Origin of the sequence: Brevundimonas sp. NPDC058933 (assembly GCF_049315965.1) — a bacterium.
Taxonomy (GTDB): domain Bacteria; phylum Pseudomonadota; class Alphaproteobacteria; order Caulobacterales; family Caulobacteraceae; genus Brevundimonas.
In genome coordinates, this window is sequence record NZ_JBMOSL010000001.1 from 1 (window position 1) to 19,462 (window position 19,462).

The window sequence follows — 19,462 nt, forward strand, 5'->3', positions numbered from 1 at the left end:
ATCGGCTTGATCGTTTCTCAGCAAAACTCATTCGGTTCTACTTGCCGATAACAAAACGCGACGATGTCTTCTCATTATATTCGGGCTAACGTGCACTCGCACTTCTTGAGCCCGGATGATTTTTATGTGTTCGGTTGACCCCGTGGCTATGTCGGAGGTTCCACACCCGATCCCATTCCGAACTCGGTCGTTAAGCCCTCCAGAGCCAATGGTACTTCGTCTCAAGGCGCGGGAGAGTAGGTCGCCGCGGGGTCTACCGAACACATAAAATGTCTTCTCATTAGTCTTGTCCTACCGGACTTCGGACTACTTGAGGACAGGCCTCGAACCACATTCTTCCTTCGCACGCCGCCTTGCCGCGGGATGGAGCAGCCCGGTAGCTCGTCAGGCTCATAACCTGAAGGTCGCAGGTTCAAATCCTGCTCCCGCACCCAAACAAAAAAGCCGCTAGATCAATCGTCTAGCGGCTTTTTGCTGCCCAAATCCAACGCCTCAAAATCCCGCCGTGGAAGCCTCGTGGAAGCGCCTGACGCGCAAAACTAGGCACAGCGGGGCTTCGGATCACGATGCCGCGAGGCTGATCGGCGCTGGCGGTTGCTCAGCGAAGGCGCAGATGCGACGTTCTTTGGCGGGCCTGCTGCTGGAAGACGGGTACGCTCATGCCTGCATGAACCTTGAAGGCGAACTCGAAAACACCCTGCTTGCCCAGTGCGTGAATGGCTTTCATGTCGTGGTCTAGGAGGGCTCGAAAGGCTTCTTGCTCTGGCAACGCCGGGTCAGACTCAGCCAATTGCCTGAGCCGATCTTGGCAGAACAGAACCTGCACCTGGACCGGCTGCTCGCACCACAACTGCCGTCGTTGTCAAAGACCGCGATCCGTTCGGCAGGCGGCGTGGAGTCGGGTCCGTTCTCGTTTGTGACGGCCTCGAGGAACTCGAGAATTGCGTCCCGCGTCGTGCCGGGCCGCCAGGAAGGAAGCGGCGAGGACATGGCTATAAATCCGGTTGCAACAGTTCAAGGAAGGACAACGGGCGCGGGTCTAAATTGGCGTAGGCTGTCGACGAGTGGTGTGGCGTCCTAGAGGTCGAGGCCTGCGTCTCCAGCTTGTGCGCCGAGCGCGACCGGGACGAACTGCCGGGCGGCGGCCGCAGGCCAGATCTGAGCGCCACGCGCGGCGCTCGCGAACGCCGCGTCATCCTATTTTGGGAAGAGCAAGATCGCCGAGGCCCGCAGACCCCAGCCGGCCGACGTTCCGCACACCGCCGCGTCGAACATGGACAGGACGGCCGTGGCCGTCGCTAGGTGTTTGACCCTTAGGGACATTGCCGCAGCCTCCATAGCGAGGCCGGATGTTCGGCCTCGACGAAGCAGGGCAATAATCAGGTGAAGACCTGACGCTGTTGCACAGGTGCCCTGAGAACCGCCCTTCATTTAGGGGGCAGATCGGCTCGATCGGGGGCGACGCCGGATGGATTGCTCGAGATCCGGCGGACGATCCTGCGAGGACCTCCTGGAAGTCGCCGGAACTGCTTCCTTGTTGCCGCCGCCTCGGCGATCAACCGGCGCGCTTGGAGTTCTCTGAACGTGAAGCTCTCCGTCCGGGAATTCTTGCGGTCGTGCGGCATCTCTGAGACCTCATCCGGAACGACCCGATGCCCTCCCCCGCACCACCTCCGCGCGGGCCCGCTCGACGGCGATAGGCCCGCATGTCGTTATCGGATGGCTCACCTGCGACCCACAGCCCCAACCCAGGTCTTCGTCTTATCGGCCCCGACATTGCCCCAGGGCATTCCCGTCAGCTCCAGTTCAGCATGATCCGTGACAACGACTCCGCAACCATCGCCACCGCCAACGCCGCTTGCGGGTTTTGAGGGCCTACCGGCCGGGGGGCGGAGCAATCTCGTTATCCAGAACCGCCAGAGGCCGCCAGTCAGTCGCTCAAGGCTTTCCATGTCCTCGCCCTATGCTGTTAGAGGTTTCAGGATCGCATGGCGACGTCGGTCCATGGGTCTGGGGCCCTAGTTGCGGCGATATGAGGCCAGTGTTCCAGTTCCACGCCATGTCCGCGATCTTTCGCCGACAAACGGCCTGCTCGTGCAGGGCGAACATGCCGGGAGGCAGGGGGCGGACCTGGGGGTGGCCCGCAAACACCATCTGAGAACCCGCCTCTCCGAAAGACGGCCAGGCCGCCGCGCCTGCGGCAGAGGGCGTGCCGGTGCGGGCGAAGCTGGTCCAATAGTCAACCATGGCCTGGGAGAGGGTCGCGTGCTTCGGCGTCTGGGGAACCCTGGGCCAGCGGGGCGGCGTCCGGTCGAGATTGCCGAACATGAAGGGTAGTTCGGCGGCGTGGAAGGCGTGCAGGCCAGCGGTTTCGGCGGCGGGATAGCTGTGGTCGAACAGATAGAGATAGGAGGGCTTGCCGAGCGCGCCCTGGGATCGCACCAGACGCTCGGACGTCCAGCCGTAGAGCGCGTCCCGCGTGTTCGCCAGGATGCTCTCCTCCATGTCCGAGGAGGGGTAGAGCGCTAGGAAGGCGTCCGCGAGATCCCCGTACCGCGCGTGGATGACACGCTCATAGTCTGACGCCTGTGCGGGCGCTGGCGGGGCCAGCATGCGCAGGGATCGGATCTCGCCGCTGTTGAAGCCGGCGAGAATGGGAACATCAGCCTGTTGGCCGCGGTCGAAGACATCGACCAACTGATCAGGCAGGACGACGCCGTCGACGGCGGCAAAGGGCGAGAAGCCGGCCGCGGCGGCGGCGTCGGTCAAGACCTGGGCGTCCATGGCTCTCAGAGCGCGAAGGCTCCGCGCCTGAAGCGGGCGGTGCAGCGCCGCTCCCGCCTGTTCGGCCGCCGGCGCGCCATAGCGGGCCGTCTTCAGAACGGGCGTCGAAATCATGTAGGCGCTCTGGGCGATCGCCTTGTCGAAAAGGCCTTTCGTCAGAGGGGAGGCCATCAGATAGAGGACGCTCAGCCCGCCGGCGGATTCGCCGGCGATCGTGACATTGTCCGGATCGCCGCCGAATGAGGCGATATTCCTCTGCACCCAGCCGAGCGCCGCAACCTGATCCAGAAGACCATAGTTGCCTGAGACGTCGAGGGGGGATTCTGCGCTGAGTTCGGGGTGAGCCAGATAGCCCAGCACCCCCAGTCGATAGTTGATCGAAACGACGACCACGCCTCTCGCTGCCAGCGCCGCGCCGTCATAGAGAGGCTCCTTGCTAGACCCCGTCAGCAGCGCCCCGCCATGGATCCAGACGATGACGGGCGTCCTTGCCGTCGTGGTCGGCGGCGTCCAGACGTTCAGGGTCAGACAGTCCTCGCTGGTGGCCCCGAGGTCCTGGGAATAGATCGAGACGATCTTCGGCGTCGGCTGAACGCAGGCTGGCCCGAAGCGCGAGGCGTCAAGGACGCTCGTCCGCCGTGGCGCCGGAAGCGGCGGCCGCCAGCGGTTCTGACCTACCGGCGGCGCAGCGTACGGCAGGCCACGATAGACCTGTATGCCGTTCTCCAGGCGGCCGCGTACCTTTCCTTCCGCGACCGTAACGATGGGGGAGGCGGGCGCGGGCGGGCCCTCGGCGGCGGTCGCTGGAACCGCAGCCGTCAAGAGCGCTGCGCAGAGGGCGTAAAGAGCGTGGGCGGGCTTCATCGGGCGGCCTCCGTGATGCGATCCGCGCGTCCGAGGACCCTGGCGAGCCAGAGGAAGAGGCCGATGGCGGCGAGATAGACCGGCGTCAGGGCGTAGAGGGCGATCTGCAGCGAGTTTTCTGGATGCGTGGCGCGGAAGGCGTCGCTGGCCAGGCCGACGAAGGTCGGGCCGACGCCCATGCCGATGAAGTTCATCACCAGCAGCAGAAGCGCGCCCGACATCACGCGCTGGTTGGGTTGGACCTCCGCCTGGACCAGAGCCACCGACGAGGAGAGATAGAAGTAGTTCAGGAAGGTCGGCAGGGTCAGGAAGGCGAGGGCCAGGGGCCAGGTCGGGGCCCAGATGAAGGCGATGTAGAAGGGCACCGCCAGGGCGAGCGAGGTGGCCGGGAGAAGGGCGTAGGCCCTCTTCGAGCGACGGGTGAAACGGTCGATGAGCCAGCCGGAGGCGAAGATGCCTGCGCTCATTCCGACGCCGACGACGATGGCGTACCAGAGGGCGACATCGCCAAGGGTCATGCCTTTTTCACGCATCAGGAAGAGGGTGGCGAAGTTGCCGAGGCCATAGGTGACGATCTGCGTCACGCCGCTGCCCAGGGCCGCCAGGACCAGGGCGGGGCGCGAGAAGAACATGCGGAAGGTCGACCAGAACCCGGCCTTCTGGGCGCCGCCGGCCATGGCGGGATCCAGCCCGCCCCGCCGGGGTTCGCGGACGATCAGCATCAGCAGCAGCGCGGCGCCGACCCCGATCAGGCCGATCACCACGAAGGCCGCGCGCCAGCTGAAGGCCGCCGCGACCGAGGCGCCGAAGGCGATGCCGATGGCGGCGCCGATGGGCGGGCCGAGGTTGTAGATGCCCAGGGCCATGCCGCGGCGACCGGGCGGAAAGGAGTCGGTGATGATGGCGTAGGACGGCGGCACGCCGCCCGCCTCGCCGAAGCCGACGGTCATCCGCGCCGCCGCCAGTTCGCCGAAGTTACGCGACAGGCCGCAGGCGACGGTCGCGGCGCTCCATATGCCGCAGGCGATGGAGACGACCGCGACGCGGTTGGTGCGGTCCGCCAGCCAGCCGACCGGAATGGCGATAAAGCAGTAGAAGAACGCGAAATAGAGCCCGCCCAGCAGGCCCAGTTGGCCGTCGCTGATATGCAGGGTGTCCTGGATCGGCTTGGCCAGGATCGACAGCAGCTGGCGGTCGAGGAAGTTCAGCACATAGATGAACCAGAGCGCGCCCAGGGCGATCCAGGCCTGGCGGCCGACCTGCGTTGGGGGAGGCGCGGCGATCGTCGGGTGACTCATGAGCGTTTCCTCGTGAAGCGGGCCTTGGGGCCCGTCTATTTTTCGGGATGGGTCAGGGCTTGGTAGACAAGCGTGCGCGCGCGGCTGCGAAACTCCGCGCTGACGGGATCGGCCAGGCGTTGGGTCAGGCCGATGAAGATCAGGTCGTTTTCAGGGTCGATCCAGAACCAGGTGCCGCCGCCGCCGCCCCAGCTCAGGGTCCCGCGGCCCTCTGGCGCGCCATGGGCTTCGGGATCAAGCACGACCGAAAACCCCAGGCCGAAGCCGAAAGCCGGGCCGAATGGCAGGAGGCGCAAGGCGTTGGGCGCAGCCAGCACATCCGGAGGGACGGCATTCAGGCCCATGAGAGCGACGGTCTCGGGCGTCAGGATGCGGACGCCGTCGAGCGATCCGCCATTGAGGATCATCTGGCAGAAGCGTCCGTAGTCCGCCGCCGTCGACAACAGGCCGCCTCCGCCGCCCTGGTAGCGCGGCGGACGCCTATAGTCGTTGATGGGCTGATCGAAGATGTGCGTCGCCTCGCGCAATCCGCCGGCGCCGTCGTCGCTGTAGATGGAGGCGAGGCGGTCTTCATTGTCGGGGCGGGTCTGGAAGGCCGTATCGACCATTCCCAGAGGGGCGAAGATCCGGCCCTGAAGAAAGTCGCCGAAGGCCTGACCCGTCAGTCTTTCGACGACGAGGCCCTGAAGATCGGCCGCGATGGAATAGAACCACTCGCCGCCCGGCTGGAACATGAAGGGGACCTGCGCTGCACGCCGGGCCAACTCGTCCAGACTTTCTGCGCCCAGGACCGAAGCGTCGCGATAGGCGCGTTCGACCGGGTGGACATCGAACAGGCCGTAGCCGAGGCCTGAGGTGTGGCTCATCAGCTCGCGCAGGGTCGGCGCCCGCCGGGCCTTTTCGGTCAGCAGGACGCCCTTGTCGTCGACGCCGCGATAGACCCCGGTCGCCGCGAACTCGGGCAGGACGGTCGTGATCGGGTCGTCGAGCGCCCAGAGACCCTCTTCGAACAGGATCATCATGGCCACGGCGGCCACGGGCTTGGTCATTGAATAGATGCGGAACAGCGCGTCACGCGTCAGCGGTTCGGCGGCGTCAAGGCTGGGATGGCCGAAGGTTTCGAAGGCGGCGACCTGACCATGGCGCATCAGGAGGGCGGTCGCGCCGGCGACCTGCCCATCATCGACCATCCCGGCCATGAAGGCCTTGAGTCGGTTCAGACCCCGACGGTCGAAACCCAGGTCCTCGGGCGCGGTCGAGAAGGTCAGGCCGCCAGGCTCATGCATCGTCGGCGGCGCTCCGGCGTTCCGCCGCCCGGCTCTGGCAGATGCCGATGAAACCATGGGCCATGAAGGCGGCCATGCGGGCCTTGATGGCCTCGAAATCGTCGGATCGGCACAGGCCGCCGGACAGGTGGTCGATCCGGCCGGTCCGCGCCAGCGTCAGGGTCAGGGCACCGGTCACGAAGTGATAGCCCCAGAAGATATCCTCCTCGGCGCAGTCGGGCAGGGCCTGCTTCAACAGGGCGATCAGTCGCAACACCACGGGATCATAGAGGCGGTCCATCACCTCCGCGCCCCAGGCCGGCGTATTGTTGATCTGGGCGCTCAGGGCGCCGAAGTGACGCCAGCCGTCGCCGCCGGTCGAATAGGTGTCGAGGTCGGTGTCCAGAAAGGCGCGCAAGGCGCCCTCGACGGTCGGCCTGCCCTGGACCTGGGCCTCATAGGCGTCGAGCGCCTCCATCCGTCGACCCACGGTGATGGGCGCGCGGCGCGCCATCACCTTGTCGAAGACCTCCTGTTTGTCGGTGAAGTAGTAGTGGATCAGGGATTTGTGCACCCCGACCTTGTCGGCGATGTCCTTGATGGTGACGCCGTGAAGGCCGTTGCGCGAGAAGAGGTCCTCGGCCGCGTCCAGCAGTTGCTCGAGGCTCTCTGCCCGCTGTTCGGCTTTGCGACGGGGCTTGCGGACGGGAGTGGAAGACATGCGCTGGACCTCGATGCGCCCGGCCGTCACCCGTCGGGGGGCCGATTCCGGGACGGAAACAGCCGTCACTCTATGCGTCCCCGAACACGGCGCGAAGCTGCGTCTTGTTGATCTTGCCGGTTGCGGCCAGCGGCATCTGTTCGACCGCGACGATCTGGTCGGGAATCCACCAGTCTGCGACGCGGCCCTTCAGCGCCGCTCTGAGCGCGGCCGGGTCCGGGGCTGCGTCGCCGGTCGGCTCGATGATCATGACCGGACGCTCGCCCCATTTGGCGTCGACGCGGCCAATCACCGCCACAAGGCTCACCGAGGGCAGGGCGCCGATGATCTCCTCGATCTCCATCGGGTTGATCCATTCGCCGCCGGACTTGATCAGGTCCTTAGACCGCCCGGCCAGGGCGAGGTTGCCGGCGTCATCGATCTTCGCGAGGTCGCCGGTGTCGAACCATCCCTCGGCGTCGAGCGCCGAGGTCTCCGCGCCGTAGTAGCGCTGGATGACGCTTTGCCCCCGCACCTTCAGGCGGCCCACGGCGTTGCGCTGCTCTTCCAGGGGCCGCCCGGCCTCGTCGGTCAGCAGCAGGTCGAGGCCCATCGGCGCACGCCCGGCCCCGCGCCGGGCGTGCGGCTGCGCCGTGGCGGGCGAGATGGCGCCCAGCGGGGACAGTTCGGTCATGCCCCAACTGGTCTGGACCGTCACGCCGAGACGGCTCTCCAGTCGCTGGAGCAGGGCGTCGGGGCAGGGCGCGCCGCCGAGGATGATGCGCTTCAGCGAGGGCAGGTCGCCGCCGGTCAGGTCCAGATGATCGACGAGGCCGAGCCAGACGGTCGGCACGCCTACCGCCACGGTGGCGCCGTGCGAGCGGATCAGCCGGTCGAGCGCCGGCCCGCCCGTGACGCGCCCGGGCAGCACCAGGCTCGCGCCCACGGCCGGGGCCGCGAAGGGCAGGCCCCAGGCATTGGCGTGGAACATGGGGACCGCGACCAGGATGACGTCATCCGCGGTCAAGGCCATGGCGTCGGCTTGCAAGGACCGGATGGTGTGCAGGTAGTTGGAGCGATGGGTGTAGCCGACGCCCTTGGGCGCGCCCGTGGTTCCCGAGGTGAAGCAGAGCCCGGCGAGGGTCGTCTCCTCGAACTCGCCCCACGCGACGGAGCGGCCCCTGGCGGCGATAAGCGTCTCCAGGTCGATGACGCGCGGTTCGGCCTGACCGGGTTCGCCGTCCAGAAGGATCAGATGTTCGAGGCTGGGACAGGCGGCCATAAGAGCGTCGCCCAGGGGGCGCAGGTCGGCGCTGATGGCCAGGACCCGGTCGCCCGCCTCGACCGCCATGGCGGCGAGTTGGGCCAGGGTAAGCCGGGGATTCAGGGTGTGGCAGACCATGCCCGCCCCCATGGCGGCGTACCAGACCTCCATGTGGTTCTGCGTGTTCCACGCCAGGGTCGCCACGCGGTCGCCAGGCCCCAGTCCCAGGCCCAGAAGGGCGCCGGAAAGCCGGTTGGCCCGGTCGCGGAGATCCCGATAGCCGATCGTCTGGTCGTCGTCTGACCCGCCCGCGGTGACGACCCGGGCCGCGTCGTGCCATTTGGCGCCGTGATCGAGGAAGCGATCAACGGTGAGCGCATAGTCCTGCATGAGGGCGGGAGTGAAGCCGGTCATCCGTGGGGTAGGTCCAGACACAGTTACAAAGGCCGGGGAGGGCCGGAAGCGGGGGGGGGGGGGGGGGGGCGCCCCCCCCCCGCCTTTGTCGTTGTGCACGGGATCAGTGTTCCAAGGGCGTGGCGGACTTGCGCACCACCAGGGCCGGGCGCACCTCGGGCTGGATCAGCTTGGCGGGATCGACGCCGCGCGTCGGGGCCAGCAGCTTCTCGGCGGCCATCCGTCCCATGTCGCGGATCGGCAGGCGGACGGAGGTGAGGTTGGGCCATACCCGCGCCGCCATGGGCAGGTCGTCGAAGCCGACCACCGACAGGTCGCGCGGCAGTTCCATCCCGCGTTCGCGCGCCGCCTGCATGACGCCCAGGGCCATGTCGTCGTTCAGGGTGAAGATGGCCGTCGGCGGCTGCGGCAGGGACAGCAGGGCGTGGCCGGCCTCGACGCCGGATTCGTAGGTATAGGCGCCTTGCAGGTCATATTCGGGCGACAGGGTAATCCCGCGCTTGGTCAGGGCGTCGATGAAGCCCTGACCGCGAACGACCGAGGAGCGGAACGACGCCAGACCGCGCACAAGGGCGATGCGGCGGTGGCCCAGGTCGGCGAGATGATCAGCAGCTTCGGCGGCGCCGATCCAGTCGTTGGTCACGACCATGTTCTGCGGCTCGTCCAGCACCAGCGAGGCGATGCGGACATAGGGGCAGTCCAGTTCCTGCAGCAGTTCGATCACCGAATCATCCTCGGACACCGAGGGCGGCATGATGACGCCGAACAGGCGCTGGCGCTCGATGAAGCCGCGAATGTCCTTGAGCAGGGTGGGGGAGTTCCGGCTGCACGGATGGACGACCAGTTCGAAGCCGGACCCCTTCAGGGCGTCCAGGATGCCCTGCTGCATATTGACGACGTAGGTTGGGCTGGGCTGGTCGTAGATCATGCCGATCAGGAAGGAGCGGCGGAAGGCCAGGCCGCGCGCCTGGGGGTCAGGGATGAATCCCAGTTCGTCGATGGCGGCCTGAACCCGCTCTCGCGTGTCCTCACGCACGAAGGGCGACTGGTTGATGACGCGCGAAACGGTCTTCTTGGAGACCTCGGCGACGCGGGCGACATCGTTGATGGTGGCGCGCTTGCCCGTCTTAGTCGGCCGCGAATCGTCTTCCGACAACGGCGTTCCCCCTGAGTGTTCTTATTTGACCATAAGGCATAGCCTCGCACGACGTTGTGCGCCATGGGCTGTTTTCAAGGCGGATTGACACCGGTTTCCTAAGCCGCCCATTATCCGGCGTTTTCCAATGGGGCGTCATTTGACCGACCAGATCATTTCTTCGGAGCGCTGCGTATGACGGCCGCTCCCTTGCAGACGCCGATCTCGGATCAGGCTGTCGCCGAGACCTTTGTCAACGCGCGCCTGGCGGCGCGTGCGGTGCCCGGCTATCCGGGCGACGCGCCGCTGCAGATGGCGCGTTCCTACGCCATCCAGGACGCCGCCATCGCCCTGTATCCGGATCGGGTCGTGGGCTGGAAGGTCGGCGGCGTGCCGCCCGCACAGCAGCCCGCCCTGGGCATCCATCGCCTGGCCGGCGCCATCTTCGCCGGCAACGTCTGGACCACGGGCGCGGCGCCGACGCCTCTGCCGGCCATCGAGGGCGGCTTTGCCGCGGTCGAGGCCGAGTTCATCGCCCGCATCGGCGCCGACGCGGATCCCGCCAAGATCGAATGGACCGCCGAGGAAGCCGCCGATCAGATCGACGCCGTCTTCATCGGGGTGGAACTGGCGGGCAGCCCGCTGTCAGCCATCAACGACCTGGGCTCGGCCGTGGTCGCTTCTGACTTCGGCAACAACGGTGGTCTGGTGATCGGGCCGGAGTTGACCGACTGGCGCGAGCGCATGGATGCGATCCAGGTCGAAACCATCATCGACGGGGTCAGCGTCGGCAAGGGCGGGGCTCCGTCGCTGGCTGGCGGCGCACTGGAATCGGTGCGTTTTCTGCTGGAACACTGTGCACGTTGGGGCCGTCCGTTGACGGCCGGGACCCTGGTTTCGACCGGCGCCGTGACCGGCGTTCACCGGATCTACGCCGGCAGTGAATCGACGTGCGTATTTGAAGGCGTGGGGGAAGTCCGCTGCTCGGTCGTCAAGGCCGCGCCGCATCCGTCGCAAGTCTAGTATTTAATCACAGCATGAACCCGTCCGCCGTTCAGGGTGGTCAAGAAGACGGGGCATGCGAGGAACCAAGGGAATGGGTCTCGTACCATGAGTGACGCTTCGAAAGCCGCACCCGCCGGGGAGGGGCCGATCCGCGTGATGGCGCCGCCGGCGGGCAAGTACCGCTGGATCGTGATGTGGCTGCTGTTTGCGGCCATGGTCATCAACTACGTCGACCGTCAGATGATCGGCTTCCTGAAGCCGACGCTGTCGACGGAGTTCGGCTGGTCCGAGACGGACTATGCGGACATCGTCTTCTGGTTCCAGGCGTCCTACGCCGTCTTCTACCTGATCTTCGGACGGGTGATGGACAAGATCGGGGCGCGCTGGGGCCTGGGGATCGCCTTCCTGATCTGGCAGATCGGCCACATGATGCACGGCGCCGCGCGCGACCTGTCGCACTTCATCATGGCCCGGATGCTGCTGGGCGTCGGCGAGGCCGGCGGCTTCCCTGGCGGGATCAAGGCCGTGGCCGAGTGGTTCCCCAAGAAGGAACGCGCCTTCGCCACCGGCCTGTTCAACGCCGGCACCAATATCGGCGCCATTGTGACGCCTCTGGTCGTGCCGATTCTGGTGCTGAGCTTCGGCTGGCAGGCGGCCTTTGTCGTCACCGGTCTGCTGGGCCTGGTCTGGCTGCCGATCTGGCTGATCGTCTATCGTCGCCCGCGTGAAGTGAAGACCCTGACCCAGGGCGAACTGGAATGGATCGAGCAGGATCCGGCCGACACCGTCGAGAAGATCGGCTGGAAGAAGCTGCTGACCGTCAAGGAAACCTGGGCCTATGCCGCGGGCAAGTTCCTGATCGACCCGATCTGGTGGATGTTCCTGTTCTGGCTGCCCGACTTCCTGGGCAAGAACTATGGTCTGGACCTGAAGACCTTTGGACCGCCGATCGTGGCCATCTACCTGCTGTCGGACGTGGGTTCGGTCGGCGGCGGCTGGATGTCCGGGCGCTTCATGAAGAGCGGCATGAGCCTGAACAAGGCGCGCAAGCTGACCATGCTGATCTGCGCCCTTTGCGCCGTACCGGTCGCCTTCGCCGCCTTTGCGTCGAACCTGTGGGTGGCGGTGCTGATCATCGGTCTGGCCACCGCGGCTCACCAGGGCTTCTCGGCCAACCTCTACGCCTTCCCCGGCGATGTCTTCCCGCGTTCGGCGGTGGGCTCGGTCGTCGGCATCGGCGGCATGCTGGGCGGCATCGGCGGCATGATCATGGCCAAGTACGCCGGCTTCGTGCTGGACAAGATCGGCACCTACACCCCGATCTTCGTGGTGGCGGCCTCGGCCTATCTGGTGGCCCTGCTTGTGGTTCATCTGATCTCGCCAAGATACGAACCGGCCAAGGTCTGATGACCTGAGGCCCAGAGGGGCGCTCGTCTGAGGGGGCGAGCGCCCCTCTTCAATTCCAGCAGGAGGCGGTAATGCCTGATGTGAATCGACGCGGTTTGCTGATCATGGGGGCGGCGGCCCCGGCTCTGGCTCCAGCCCTGGCGGGGGCCTTACCCGCGAGCGCTAAGGTGCAGACCGTCGCGCCGCCCGATCCGACCGAGGTGGTCCGCCTGTGGCCCAATGGCGCGCCGGGCGGGGAGGGGGTGACGGTGGTCCCCATCGTCCCCGAGCGCTCGACCGACCCCGCCTATCGCGACCGCTACGCCCAATACACCACCGACCCGATCATGACGGTGATGCGGCCGGACAAGCCAAATGGCTCGGCCATGCTGCTGATTCCCGGCGGCGGGTATCGCTGGGCGGTGCTGGACAAGGAGGGCTTTGACGTAGCGCGGGTCTTCGCCGCCAGCGGCACGACCTGTTTCATCCTTCGCTATCGCCTGCCCGCCGACGGCTGGTCGGCGGGAGCGGATGCGCCCTTGCAGGATGCGCAGAGAGCCATCCGCCTGATCCGCAGCCGGGCGGGTGAGTTCGGGGTGCGGACCGACCGGATTGCGGTGCTGGGCGCCTCGGCGGGCGGGCATCTGGCGGGACTGGCCAGCGCGCGGACGGATGCTGCCTATGCGCCGGTCGATGCGGCGGATGCGGCGTCGCTGCGGCCCGATCTGACGGTGCTGATGTATCCGGTGGCGACCATGGCCGACCCGCATGTTCACGCCGGATCGCGGACGCATCTGCTGGGAGAGACGCCGTCAGCCGAGCGGATCGCGGCCTATTCTCTGGAGAAGATGAACTGGAACGGGGCGGCGCCCGTCTTCCTGCTGCACGCCATGGATGACGTTTCGGTGCCGGTTGAGAACAGCCTGATGCTGCTGAGCACGCTGAAGGCGGCGACGGTCAAGGCTGAGGCCCATGTGTTCCAGGAAGGCGGCCACGGCTTCGGCATCCGCCTGATCCAGGGGCGGCCGGCGGCGGTCTGGCCCGAGCTGGCGCGCGCCTGGGCCGCCCGTCTGGATTTCGCCCTGTAGTCAGGTCCCGGGCTGGATGTAGGGGATGGCCGCAAAGAAGGCCCGTTCGTCGCCGCGTGGGTCGTTGGCCATCCGGGGCTCCACGTCGAACAGCAGGGTCTGGCGCGTCGGCAGTTCGTAGCGGTCCCAGCGCGGCAGGCCCGCATGGTTGGGATCGCCGTCGCGGGCCAGGGCGATGAAGGCGTCGCTCATTCTGTCCGCCACCGCCTGTGCGCCCGGTCCTTTCGTGCGCGATCCGGCGGCGTGCACGTTATCGAACACCAGAGGGATGTCGGCGGTGTGGAAGGCGCCCTTGCGGCCCGAGGCCGTCTCGCCCGGGAAATCCAGTTGATAGACCCAGGCGGGGGCCTGCGCCTTGGCGCGCTCCTCGGCCTCGATCACCGCGCCTCGCCAGGAGCGTCCGGCGGTGGTGGCGGCGATCAGGACCTGATCCGGCGACCAGTCGGGGTGCATCCGGCGATAGGCCGCGATGACGGCCTCGGGCGTGATGTCGATGCGCAGGACGCCGGGCGACATCCGCGCGGGCAGCGTGTCCCATGTCAGACCGACATTGGCGGGATCATTGCCCATGAAGCCGAGGGTTTCCTCGCGCGTATTGCCGATGATCATGGGGATGTTCAGACCCTGCGGCGCGGCGTCGGGATAGAAGGGGTGGCGCGGCAGGCTGCGGAAATCCAGCACCGGGCCGAAGTAGAGCCCGCCGTAGCCGAGGATAGGGTCTTCGGCGCCCTGAGCCTCCAGAAGGCGTTCGACCGGCAGGGTGGCGGCCTCGTGGGCGCGGTCGGGCGTCAGGTCCAGCGCCTTGAGCCAAGCGGTCGCGCGGGTCGTGGCGTTGATGGGGCCGGACGCCGTGACCTGCTGGCCGCTCATGGTCGCGGCGCTGTGGAACAGACCCTTGGCGGCGGGCATGGCCATCAGGGTGGCGATCTTGGCCCCGCCGCCGGACTGGCCGAAGACCATGACGCGGTCGGGATCGCCGCCGAAGGCCGCGATGTTGTCGCGCACCCAGCGCAGGGCCAGGATCAGGTCCAATTGGCCGACATTGCCCGAGTCCTCGAACCCCGGCGCCAGCCGCGCCAGATAGGCGTAGCCGAGGGCGTTCAGCCGGTGGTTCAGGGTCACCACCACCACGTCGCCGCGCGTCGCCAGGCGCGTTCCGTCATAGAGGGGATCAGACCCCGAGCCGCTCGAATAGGCGCCGCCGTGGATATAGACCATGACCGGCCGTCGGCCCGCGTCGAGACCCGGCGTCCAGATGTTGAGGAACAGGCAGTCCTCGCTCTGGTTCGGCTCGTCGCCGCGCTGCGGGCTGGCGGCGCCATAGTCGAAGGCGGGGGCCGGATCGCGCCACGGCGTCGGCGGCTCGGGCGGCTGAAAGCGCCGGGTCGGCGCGCCATAGCGGACACCCTTGAAGACGTTGATCCCGTCCTGACGACGGCCGACGACCGGTCCGGCAGTGGTGACGGCCCGCGGCGCTCGCGGCGCGGCATGGCTGGTGCTGGCGGTCGCCGTCACGGCTAGGCCTGCGAAAACGGCGGCTCGTCTCGACATCATCATGGTCGCCCCTCCAAAGAAACCGGTGTCATCGCTTTAGCAGGCATTTCGACGAGGGCTCCAGAGGCCCGTGACGTGGGCGCGCCGCCAAACCTGTCCAATCTGTAACTTGTCGCGAAGGGGGTGAAGCCGTCAGTGTGAAGTCTCTTTTACATCGCGGGGGCGCTTCCATGCTGACGATCAACAATCTGGTTCATGTTTACGGCAACGGAACACGGGCGCTGGACGACGTCAGCCTGACCATCCCGACCGGCATGTTCGGCCTGCTGGGCCCGAACGGCGCAGGCAAGTCGACGCTGATGCGGACCATCGCCACCCTGCAAACCCCGACCTCGGGCGAGATCCAGTTCGGCGATATCGACGTGATCCGCCAGCCGGAGCTGCTGCGGCGCACCCTGGGCTATCTGCCCCAGGACTTCGGCGTCTATCCGCGCGTCTCGGCCTACGACATGCTGGACCACATGGCGGTGTTGAAGGGCATAGCCGACGGCAAGGACCGCAAGCAGACGGTCGAGGCCCTGTTGAACCAGGTCAATCTGTGGAGCGTCCGCAAGAAGGCCCTGGCCGGTTTCTCGGGCGGGATGCGCCAGCGTTTCGGCATCGCTCAGGCCCTGATCGGCAATCCCCGCCTGATTATCGTCGATGAGCCGACCGCCGGTCTGGACCCGGAAGAGCGCAACCGCTTTCTCAACCTGCTGGCCGAGATCGGCGAGAACGTGGTGGTCATCCTGTCGACCCACATCGTCGAGGACGTAGCCGACCTGTGCCCGCGCATGGCGGTGCTGGCGGGCGGCAAGATCCAGCTGGAGGGCGCGCCGCTGGAGCTGATGAAGCAGTTGTCCGGCCGCGTGTGGAAGAAGGCCATCGCCAAGGAGGCGCTACCGGAACACCGCGCCCGCTTTGAGGTCATCTCGACGCGTCTGTTCGCCGGTCAGACCGTAATCCACGTCCTGGCCGACGCCAAGCCGGGCGAGGGCTTCGAGCCGGCATCGGGCGGTCTGGAGGACGTCTATTTCTCGACGCTGGCCGCCTCGCGTCGTCCCGCCGCCGCTCAAGCCGCCTGAGGCCCGCATCATGTTCGGGAAAGTCGCGGCCTTCGAGTTCCGCTATCAGCTTCGCCAGCCCGCCTTCTGGGTTATCTCCATCCTCTTCTTCCTGCTGAGCTTCGGCCTGGTCGCCAGCCCGAACGTCAGCCTGGGCACCGGCGGCAACGTCTTCAAGAACGCCCCCTATGCGATCGCGCAGGCCCATCTGGCCTTCAATCTGTTCTTCATGCTGGCGACGACGGCCATTGTCGCCAACGTCGTGGTGCGTGACGCCACGACCGGCTTTGGACCTATGATCCAGGCCAGCCGGTTGTCGAAGTTCGACTATCTCTATGGTCGTTTCCTCGGCGCCTTCGCCGTGGTGGCCCTGGCCTTCCTGTCGGTCGCCTTGGGCATCCTGATCGGCTCGCTGATGCCGTGGGTGGACAAGGAGACGGTCGGGCCCTTCCGTCCGCTGGACTACCTCTACGGTTTCGTCGTCATGGGCCTGCCGGGGCTGCTGTTCAGCTCGGCGGTCTTCTTCACCCTGGCGACCGTCACGCGGTCGATGATGGCCACCTATGTCGGCGTCGTCGGGGTCTTCATCCTCTATATGACCACGACCTCGGTGTTCGGCTCCAAGCCGGAGTTGGAGACCCTGGTGGCCTGGCTGGAGCCCTTCGGCGCCGGCGCCTATGGCCTGGCGACCAAGTACTGGACGGCGGCTGAGCGCAACACGATCAACGCGCCCCTGACCGGCCTGCTGCTGGGCAACAAGCTGCTGTGGCTCGGCGTCAGCCTGGCCTTCCTCGCCGCCGCCTGGCCCCTTTACAATCCGTCGCCGCGTGGATCGAAGCTGCGCAAGCAGGAAAAGCTGAAGGCCCTGGCCGAAGCCTCGCTCGATACGACGGCGCCGGTCGCGCCGCTGGCTCAGCCGTCCTACGGCTTCAAGGCCGGGTGGACCCAGCTGATCTCGCGGACCGCCTTCGAGATGAAGGCCGTGTTCAAGAGCCCGGCCTACTTCGTCATGCTGGCGCTGGGCTTCGCCTTCGGCATCGCGGTCCTGCTGTTCGCGGGAGAAATCTATGGCGCGCCCGTTCTGCCGGTGACGCGTGTGGTGATCGAGAGCCTGGGCACCTCGTTCGTGCTGATCGTCATGATCATCTCGATCTACTACTCGGGCGAACTGGTCTGGCGTGACCGCGAGCGGCGCACGCATGAGATCATCGATTCCACCGCGACGCCTGACTGGACCTTCCTGCTGCCCAAGACGCTGGCCCTGATCCTGGTGCTGGTCTCGACCCTGCTGGCCGCCTCGCTGGCCGGGATGATCGTGCAGACGATCAAGGGCTACACCAACTACGAGATCGGCAAATACCTGTTCTGGTACGTCGTGCCCCAATCCATCAGCTTTGCCTTGATGGCGGTGCTGGCCATCTTCGTTCAGTCGCTATCGCCCAACAAGTTCGTCGGCTGGGCCATCATGGTGGTCTATCTGATCTCGACCATGGTCCTGTCCAACCTGGGCTTTGACCACGTTCTCTATCGCTATGGTTCGGGAACGGGAATGCCGCTGTCGGACATGAACGGCCTGGGCAAGTTCGCGGGCTATGCGGCGTGGATGCAAGCCTACTGGTCAGCCTTCGCCATCGTCCTGCTCGTCCTCGCCTATGGCCTGTGGCGTCGGGGGGCGGAGACGCGCTTCCTGCCGCGCCTGAAGCGTCTGCCGCGTCGTCTGATGGGGCCTGCGGGCGTGATCGGCGGTGTCGCTCTGACCGCCTTCGTGGGGTTGGGCGTCTATACCTACATCAACACCAACGTCTGGAACGAATACCGCAGCCGCGACCAGCGCGAACAGCTGTTGGCGGACTATGAGAAGACCCTGCTTAAGTACGAGAAGACCCCGCAGCCCGAGATCACCGACGTCAAGCTGGACCTGGACCTCTATCCGCATCAGCCGCGTCTGACGACCAAGGGCAGCTATGTCATCGAGAACCGCACCGGCGCACCTCTGAATGAGGTTCATCTCCGCTGGAATCAGGACCTGAAGATCGCCAGGCTGGACGTTCAGGGCGCGACGGTCGCCAGGGAATGGCCCGAGTTCGAGTATCGCATCTATCGCTTCGCCACGCCCATGCAGCCGGGCGAGAAGCGCACCATCGCCTTCGAGACGGTGCTGGAGCAGCGCGGCTTCAAGAACAGCGGCGACACCACGCGGATCGTCGACAACGGCACCTTCGTCAGCAACGGCGAGTTCGCCCTGACCATCGGCATGGGCCGCGACGGCCTGCTGTCCGACCGGGCCAAGCGTCGCAAATACGGCCTGCCGCCCGAACTGCGTATGGCCAAGCTGGAGGACGTCAGCGCCCAGAACCAGAACTACATCGGTTCGGGTTGGGTCAACGCCGACATCACCGTGACCACGGTGGCCGATCAAACCCCGATCGCGCCGGGCTACAAGGTGTCCGACGTGACGAAGGATGGCCGCCGCACGGCCCGCTTCGTCACCGAGGCCCCGGTGCTGAACTTCTTCTCGGTCCAGTCCGCCGACTATCAGGTGGCCAAGGAGCAGCACGGTCCCATCGAACTGGCCGTCTATTACCACAAGGGTCACGAGCGGAACGTCGAGCGCATGCTGAACGGCATGAAGTCGGCGCTGGACTACTACGGCACGGCCTTCAGCCCCTATCAGTTCCGTCAGGCCCGGATCATCGAGTTCCCGGCCTACGCCAGCTTCGCCCAGGCCTTCGCCAACACCATGCCCTACTCGGAAGGGCTGGGCTTCATCGCCGACCTGAGCGACGAGGAGAAGATCGACTACGTCACCTACGTCACCGCTCACGAAGTCGGACACCAGTGGTGGGCGCACCAGGTGATCGGCTCGGACCAGCAGGGCTCGACCCTGCTGTCGGAATCCCTGGCGCAATACTCGGCGCTGATGGTGATGGAGAAGCTGTACGGACCGGACAAGATCCGTCGCTTCCTCAAGTATGAACTGGACCGCTACCTGCGCTCGCGCGGCATGGAACGGCTGGAGGAGATGCCGCTGATCCGGGTCGAGAACCAGCAGTACATCCACTATCAGAAGGGCGGTCTGGTCATGTACCTGCTGCGCGATCAGATCGGCGAGGAGGCCGTCAACCGCGCCTTGCGTCGGGTGCTGGCGCAGTACGCCTTTAAGTCCGCGCCCTATCCGCGCTCGCTGGATCTGGTCAACGCCATCCGCGCTGAGGCGCCGGCGGACAAGCAGGCCCTGATCACCGACCTGTTCGAGAAGATCACCCTGTATGACGTGGCGGCCAAGTCGGTCACGGCGACCAGGCGCGCCGACGGCAAGTGGGACGTCGCCCTGACGGTCGAGGCCCGCAAGCTGTACGCCGACGGCAAGGGCGAGGAGACCGAGGCCCCGCTGAACGAGACCTTCGACGTCGGCCTGTTTTCGGCTGAGCCGGGCAAGGGAGCGTTCGACCAGAAGTCGGTCATGCTGATGGAGCGCCGCCCTCTGCGCAGCGGAACCCAGGTCTTCCGCTTCGTCACGGACAAGAAGCCGGCCTTTGCGGGGATCGACCCCTACAACCGCTGGATCGACCGCAACTCTGACGACAACGTCAAGCCGGTCGGCTGACGCCAGAGCCTTCTCCTCCCGCTGCAAGGCGGGAGGAGGGGCCTACGGCGAGTTA

General features: G+C 66.4%; 13 protein-coding genes, 1 tRNA gene and 1 rRNA gene. 7 read left to right on the forward strand and 8 right to left on the reverse strand.

Going from position 1 to position 19,462, the window contains the following annotated elements; translation table 11 throughout:
• Positions 1 to 138 precede the first annotated feature (138 nt).
• Together rrf and ACOZBP_RS00010 are read left to right on the forward strand one after the other, a co-directional pair.
• Positions 139 to 253, forward strand: a 5S ribosomal RNA gene (gene rrf, locus ACOZBP_RS00005).
• Positions 254 to 357: 104 nt separating this feature from the next.
• Positions 358 to 434, forward strand: a tRNA-Met gene (locus ACOZBP_RS00010).
• A gap of 164 nt (positions 435 to 598) precedes the next feature.
• On the opposite strand, the gene ACOZBP_RS00015 is transcribed toward ACOZBP_RS00010, so the two are convergent.
• From ACOZBP_RS00015 to ACOZBP_RS00045, 7 genes are all read right to left on the reverse strand, one after another.
• Positions 599 to 826, reverse strand: coding sequence for a hypothetical protein (locus ACOZBP_RS00015; protein WP_422674411.1), 228 nt, complete (start codon positions 824 to 826; stop codon positions 599 to 601).
• 1,112 nt (positions 827 to 1,938) lie between these two features.
• Entirely contained in the window at positions 1,939 to 3,648 is a 1,710-nt protein-coding gene (locus tag ACOZBP_RS00020; RefSeq protein ID WP_422674412.1) for a carboxylesterase/lipase family protein, read from the reverse strand.
• Complete coding sequence (locus tag ACOZBP_RS00025) at positions 3,645 to 4,946, reverse strand: spinster family MFS transporter (protein WP_422674414.1); 1,302 nt, start codon at positions 4,944 to 4,946, stop codon at positions 3,645 to 3,647. The genes ACOZBP_RS00020 and ACOZBP_RS00025 overlap by 4 nt, the downstream gene beginning before the upstream one ends.
• 35 nt (positions 4,947 to 4,981) lie before the next feature.
• Positions 4,982 to 6,232, reverse strand: coding sequence for a serine hydrolase domain-containing protein (locus ACOZBP_RS00030; protein WP_422674415.1), 1,251 nt, complete (start codon positions 6,230 to 6,232; stop codon positions 4,982 to 4,984).
• Positions 6,225 to 6,932, reverse strand: coding sequence for a TetR/AcrR family transcriptional regulator (locus ACOZBP_RS00035; RefSeq protein WP_422674416.1), 708 nt, complete (start codon positions 6,930 to 6,932; stop codon positions 6,225 to 6,227). Before ACOZBP_RS00035 ends, ACOZBP_RS00030 begins: the two co-directional genes overlap by 8 nt.
• 70 nt (positions 6,933 to 7,002) lie before the next feature.
• Complete coding sequence (locus ACOZBP_RS00040) at positions 7,003 to 8,589, reverse strand: AMP-binding protein (RefSeq protein WP_422674417.1); 1,587 nt, start codon at positions 8,587 to 8,589, stop codon at positions 7,003 to 7,005.
• Between the two features lie 103 nt (positions 8,590 to 8,692).
• Positions 8,693 to 9,745 carry a LacI family DNA-binding transcriptional regulator gene (locus ACOZBP_RS00045; protein WP_422674418.1) on the reverse strand — a complete coding sequence of 351 codons (1,053 nt, stop codon included), beginning with the start codon at positions 9,743 to 9,745 and terminating at the stop codon, positions 8,693 to 8,695.
• Positions 9,746 to 9,919: 174 nt separating this feature from the next.
• Between ACOZBP_RS00045 and ACOZBP_RS00050 the strand changes: the two genes are divergently transcribed.
• From ACOZBP_RS00050 to ACOZBP_RS00060, 3 genes are all read left to right on the forward strand, one after another.
• The gene (locus tag ACOZBP_RS00050; protein ID WP_422674419.1) at positions 9,920 to 10,747 is read left to right on the forward strand and encodes a 2-keto-4-pentenoate hydratase; all 828 of its coding nucleotides are present in this window, start codon (positions 9,920 to 9,922) and stop codon (positions 10,745 to 10,747) included.
• Between the two features lie 138 nt (positions 10,748 to 10,885).
• Complete coding sequence (locus ACOZBP_RS00055; RefSeq protein WP_422675453.1) at positions 10,886 to 12,136, forward strand: MFS transporter; 1,251 nt, start codon at positions 10,886 to 10,888, stop codon at positions 12,134 to 12,136.
• A 71-nt stretch (positions 12,137 to 12,207) separates the two neighbouring features.
• Positions 12,208 to 13,203 (forward strand): alpha/beta hydrolase, encoded by a 996-nt coding sequence (locus tag ACOZBP_RS00060; protein ID WP_422674420.1) that lies wholly within the window; start codon positions 12,208 to 12,210, stop codon positions 13,201 to 13,203.
• On the opposite strand, the gene ACOZBP_RS00065 is transcribed toward ACOZBP_RS00060, so the two are convergent.
• Positions 13,204 to 14,757, reverse strand: coding sequence for a carboxylesterase/lipase family protein (locus tag ACOZBP_RS00065; protein WP_422675454.1), 1,554 nt, complete (start codon positions 14,755 to 14,757; stop codon positions 13,204 to 13,206).
• A gap of 170 nt (positions 14,758 to 14,927) precedes the next feature.
• On the opposite strand from ACOZBP_RS00065, the gene ACOZBP_RS00070 reads away from it, so the two are divergent.
• Both ACOZBP_RS00070 and ACOZBP_RS00075 read left to right on the forward strand, forming a co-directional pair.
• A complete protein-coding gene (locus ACOZBP_RS00070) occupies positions 14,928 to 15,821 on the forward strand; it encodes an ABC transporter ATP-binding protein (RefSeq protein ID WP_422674421.1) in 894 nt (297 codons plus the stop codon).
• Positions 15,822 to 15,831: 10 nt separating this feature from the next.
• Positions 15,832 to 19,407: a M1 family aminopeptidase gene (locus ACOZBP_RS00075; protein WP_422674422.1), complete on the forward strand. Its 3,576-nt coding sequence runs from the start codon at positions 15,832 to 15,834 to the stop codon at positions 19,405 to 19,407.
• The last annotated feature ends 55 nt before the right edge of the window (positions 19,408 to 19,462 follow it).

Coding starts and splice junctions, on each gene's coding strand:
- ACOZBP_RS00075 (WP_422674422.1), top strand. CDS start 15,832: ATGTTCGGGAAAGTCGCGGCCTTCGAGTTCCGCTATCAGCTTCGCCAG.
- ACOZBP_RS00065 (WP_422675454.1), bottom strand. CDS start 14,757: ATGATGTCGAGACGAGCCGCCGTTTTCGCAGGCCTAGCCGTGACGGCG.
- ACOZBP_RS00025 (WP_422674414.1), bottom strand. CDS start 4,946: ATGAGTCACCCGACGATCGCCGCGCCTCCCCCAACGCAGGTCGGCCGC.
- ACOZBP_RS00070 (WP_422674421.1), top strand. CDS start 14,928: ATGCTGACGATCAACAATCTGGTTCATGTTTACGGCAACGGAACACGG.
- ACOZBP_RS00055 (WP_422675453.1), top strand. CDS start 10,886: ATGGCGCCGCCGGCGGGCAAGTACCGCTGGATCGTGATGTGGCTGCTG.
- ACOZBP_RS00030 (WP_422674415.1), bottom strand. CDS start 6,232: ATGCATGAGCCTGGCGGCCTGACCTTCTCGACCGCGCCCGAGGACCTG.
- ACOZBP_RS00050 (WP_422674419.1), top strand. CDS start 9,920: ATGACGGCCGCTCCCTTGCAGACGCCGATCTCGGATCAGGCTGTCGCC.
- ACOZBP_RS00020 (WP_422674412.1), bottom strand. CDS start 3,648: ATGAAGCCCGCCCACGCTCTTTACGCCCTCTGCGCAGCGCTCTTGACG.
- ACOZBP_RS00035 (WP_422674416.1), bottom strand. CDS start 6,932: ATGTCTTCCACTCCCGTCCGCAAGCCCCGTCGCAAAGCCGAACAGCGG.
- ACOZBP_RS00040 (WP_422674417.1), bottom strand. CDS start 8,589: ATGACCGGCTTCACTCCCGCCCTCATGCAGGACTATGCGCTCACCGTT.
- ACOZBP_RS00060 (WP_422674420.1), top strand. CDS start 12,208: ATGCCTGATGTGAATCGACGCGGTTTGCTGATCATGGGGGCGGCGGCC.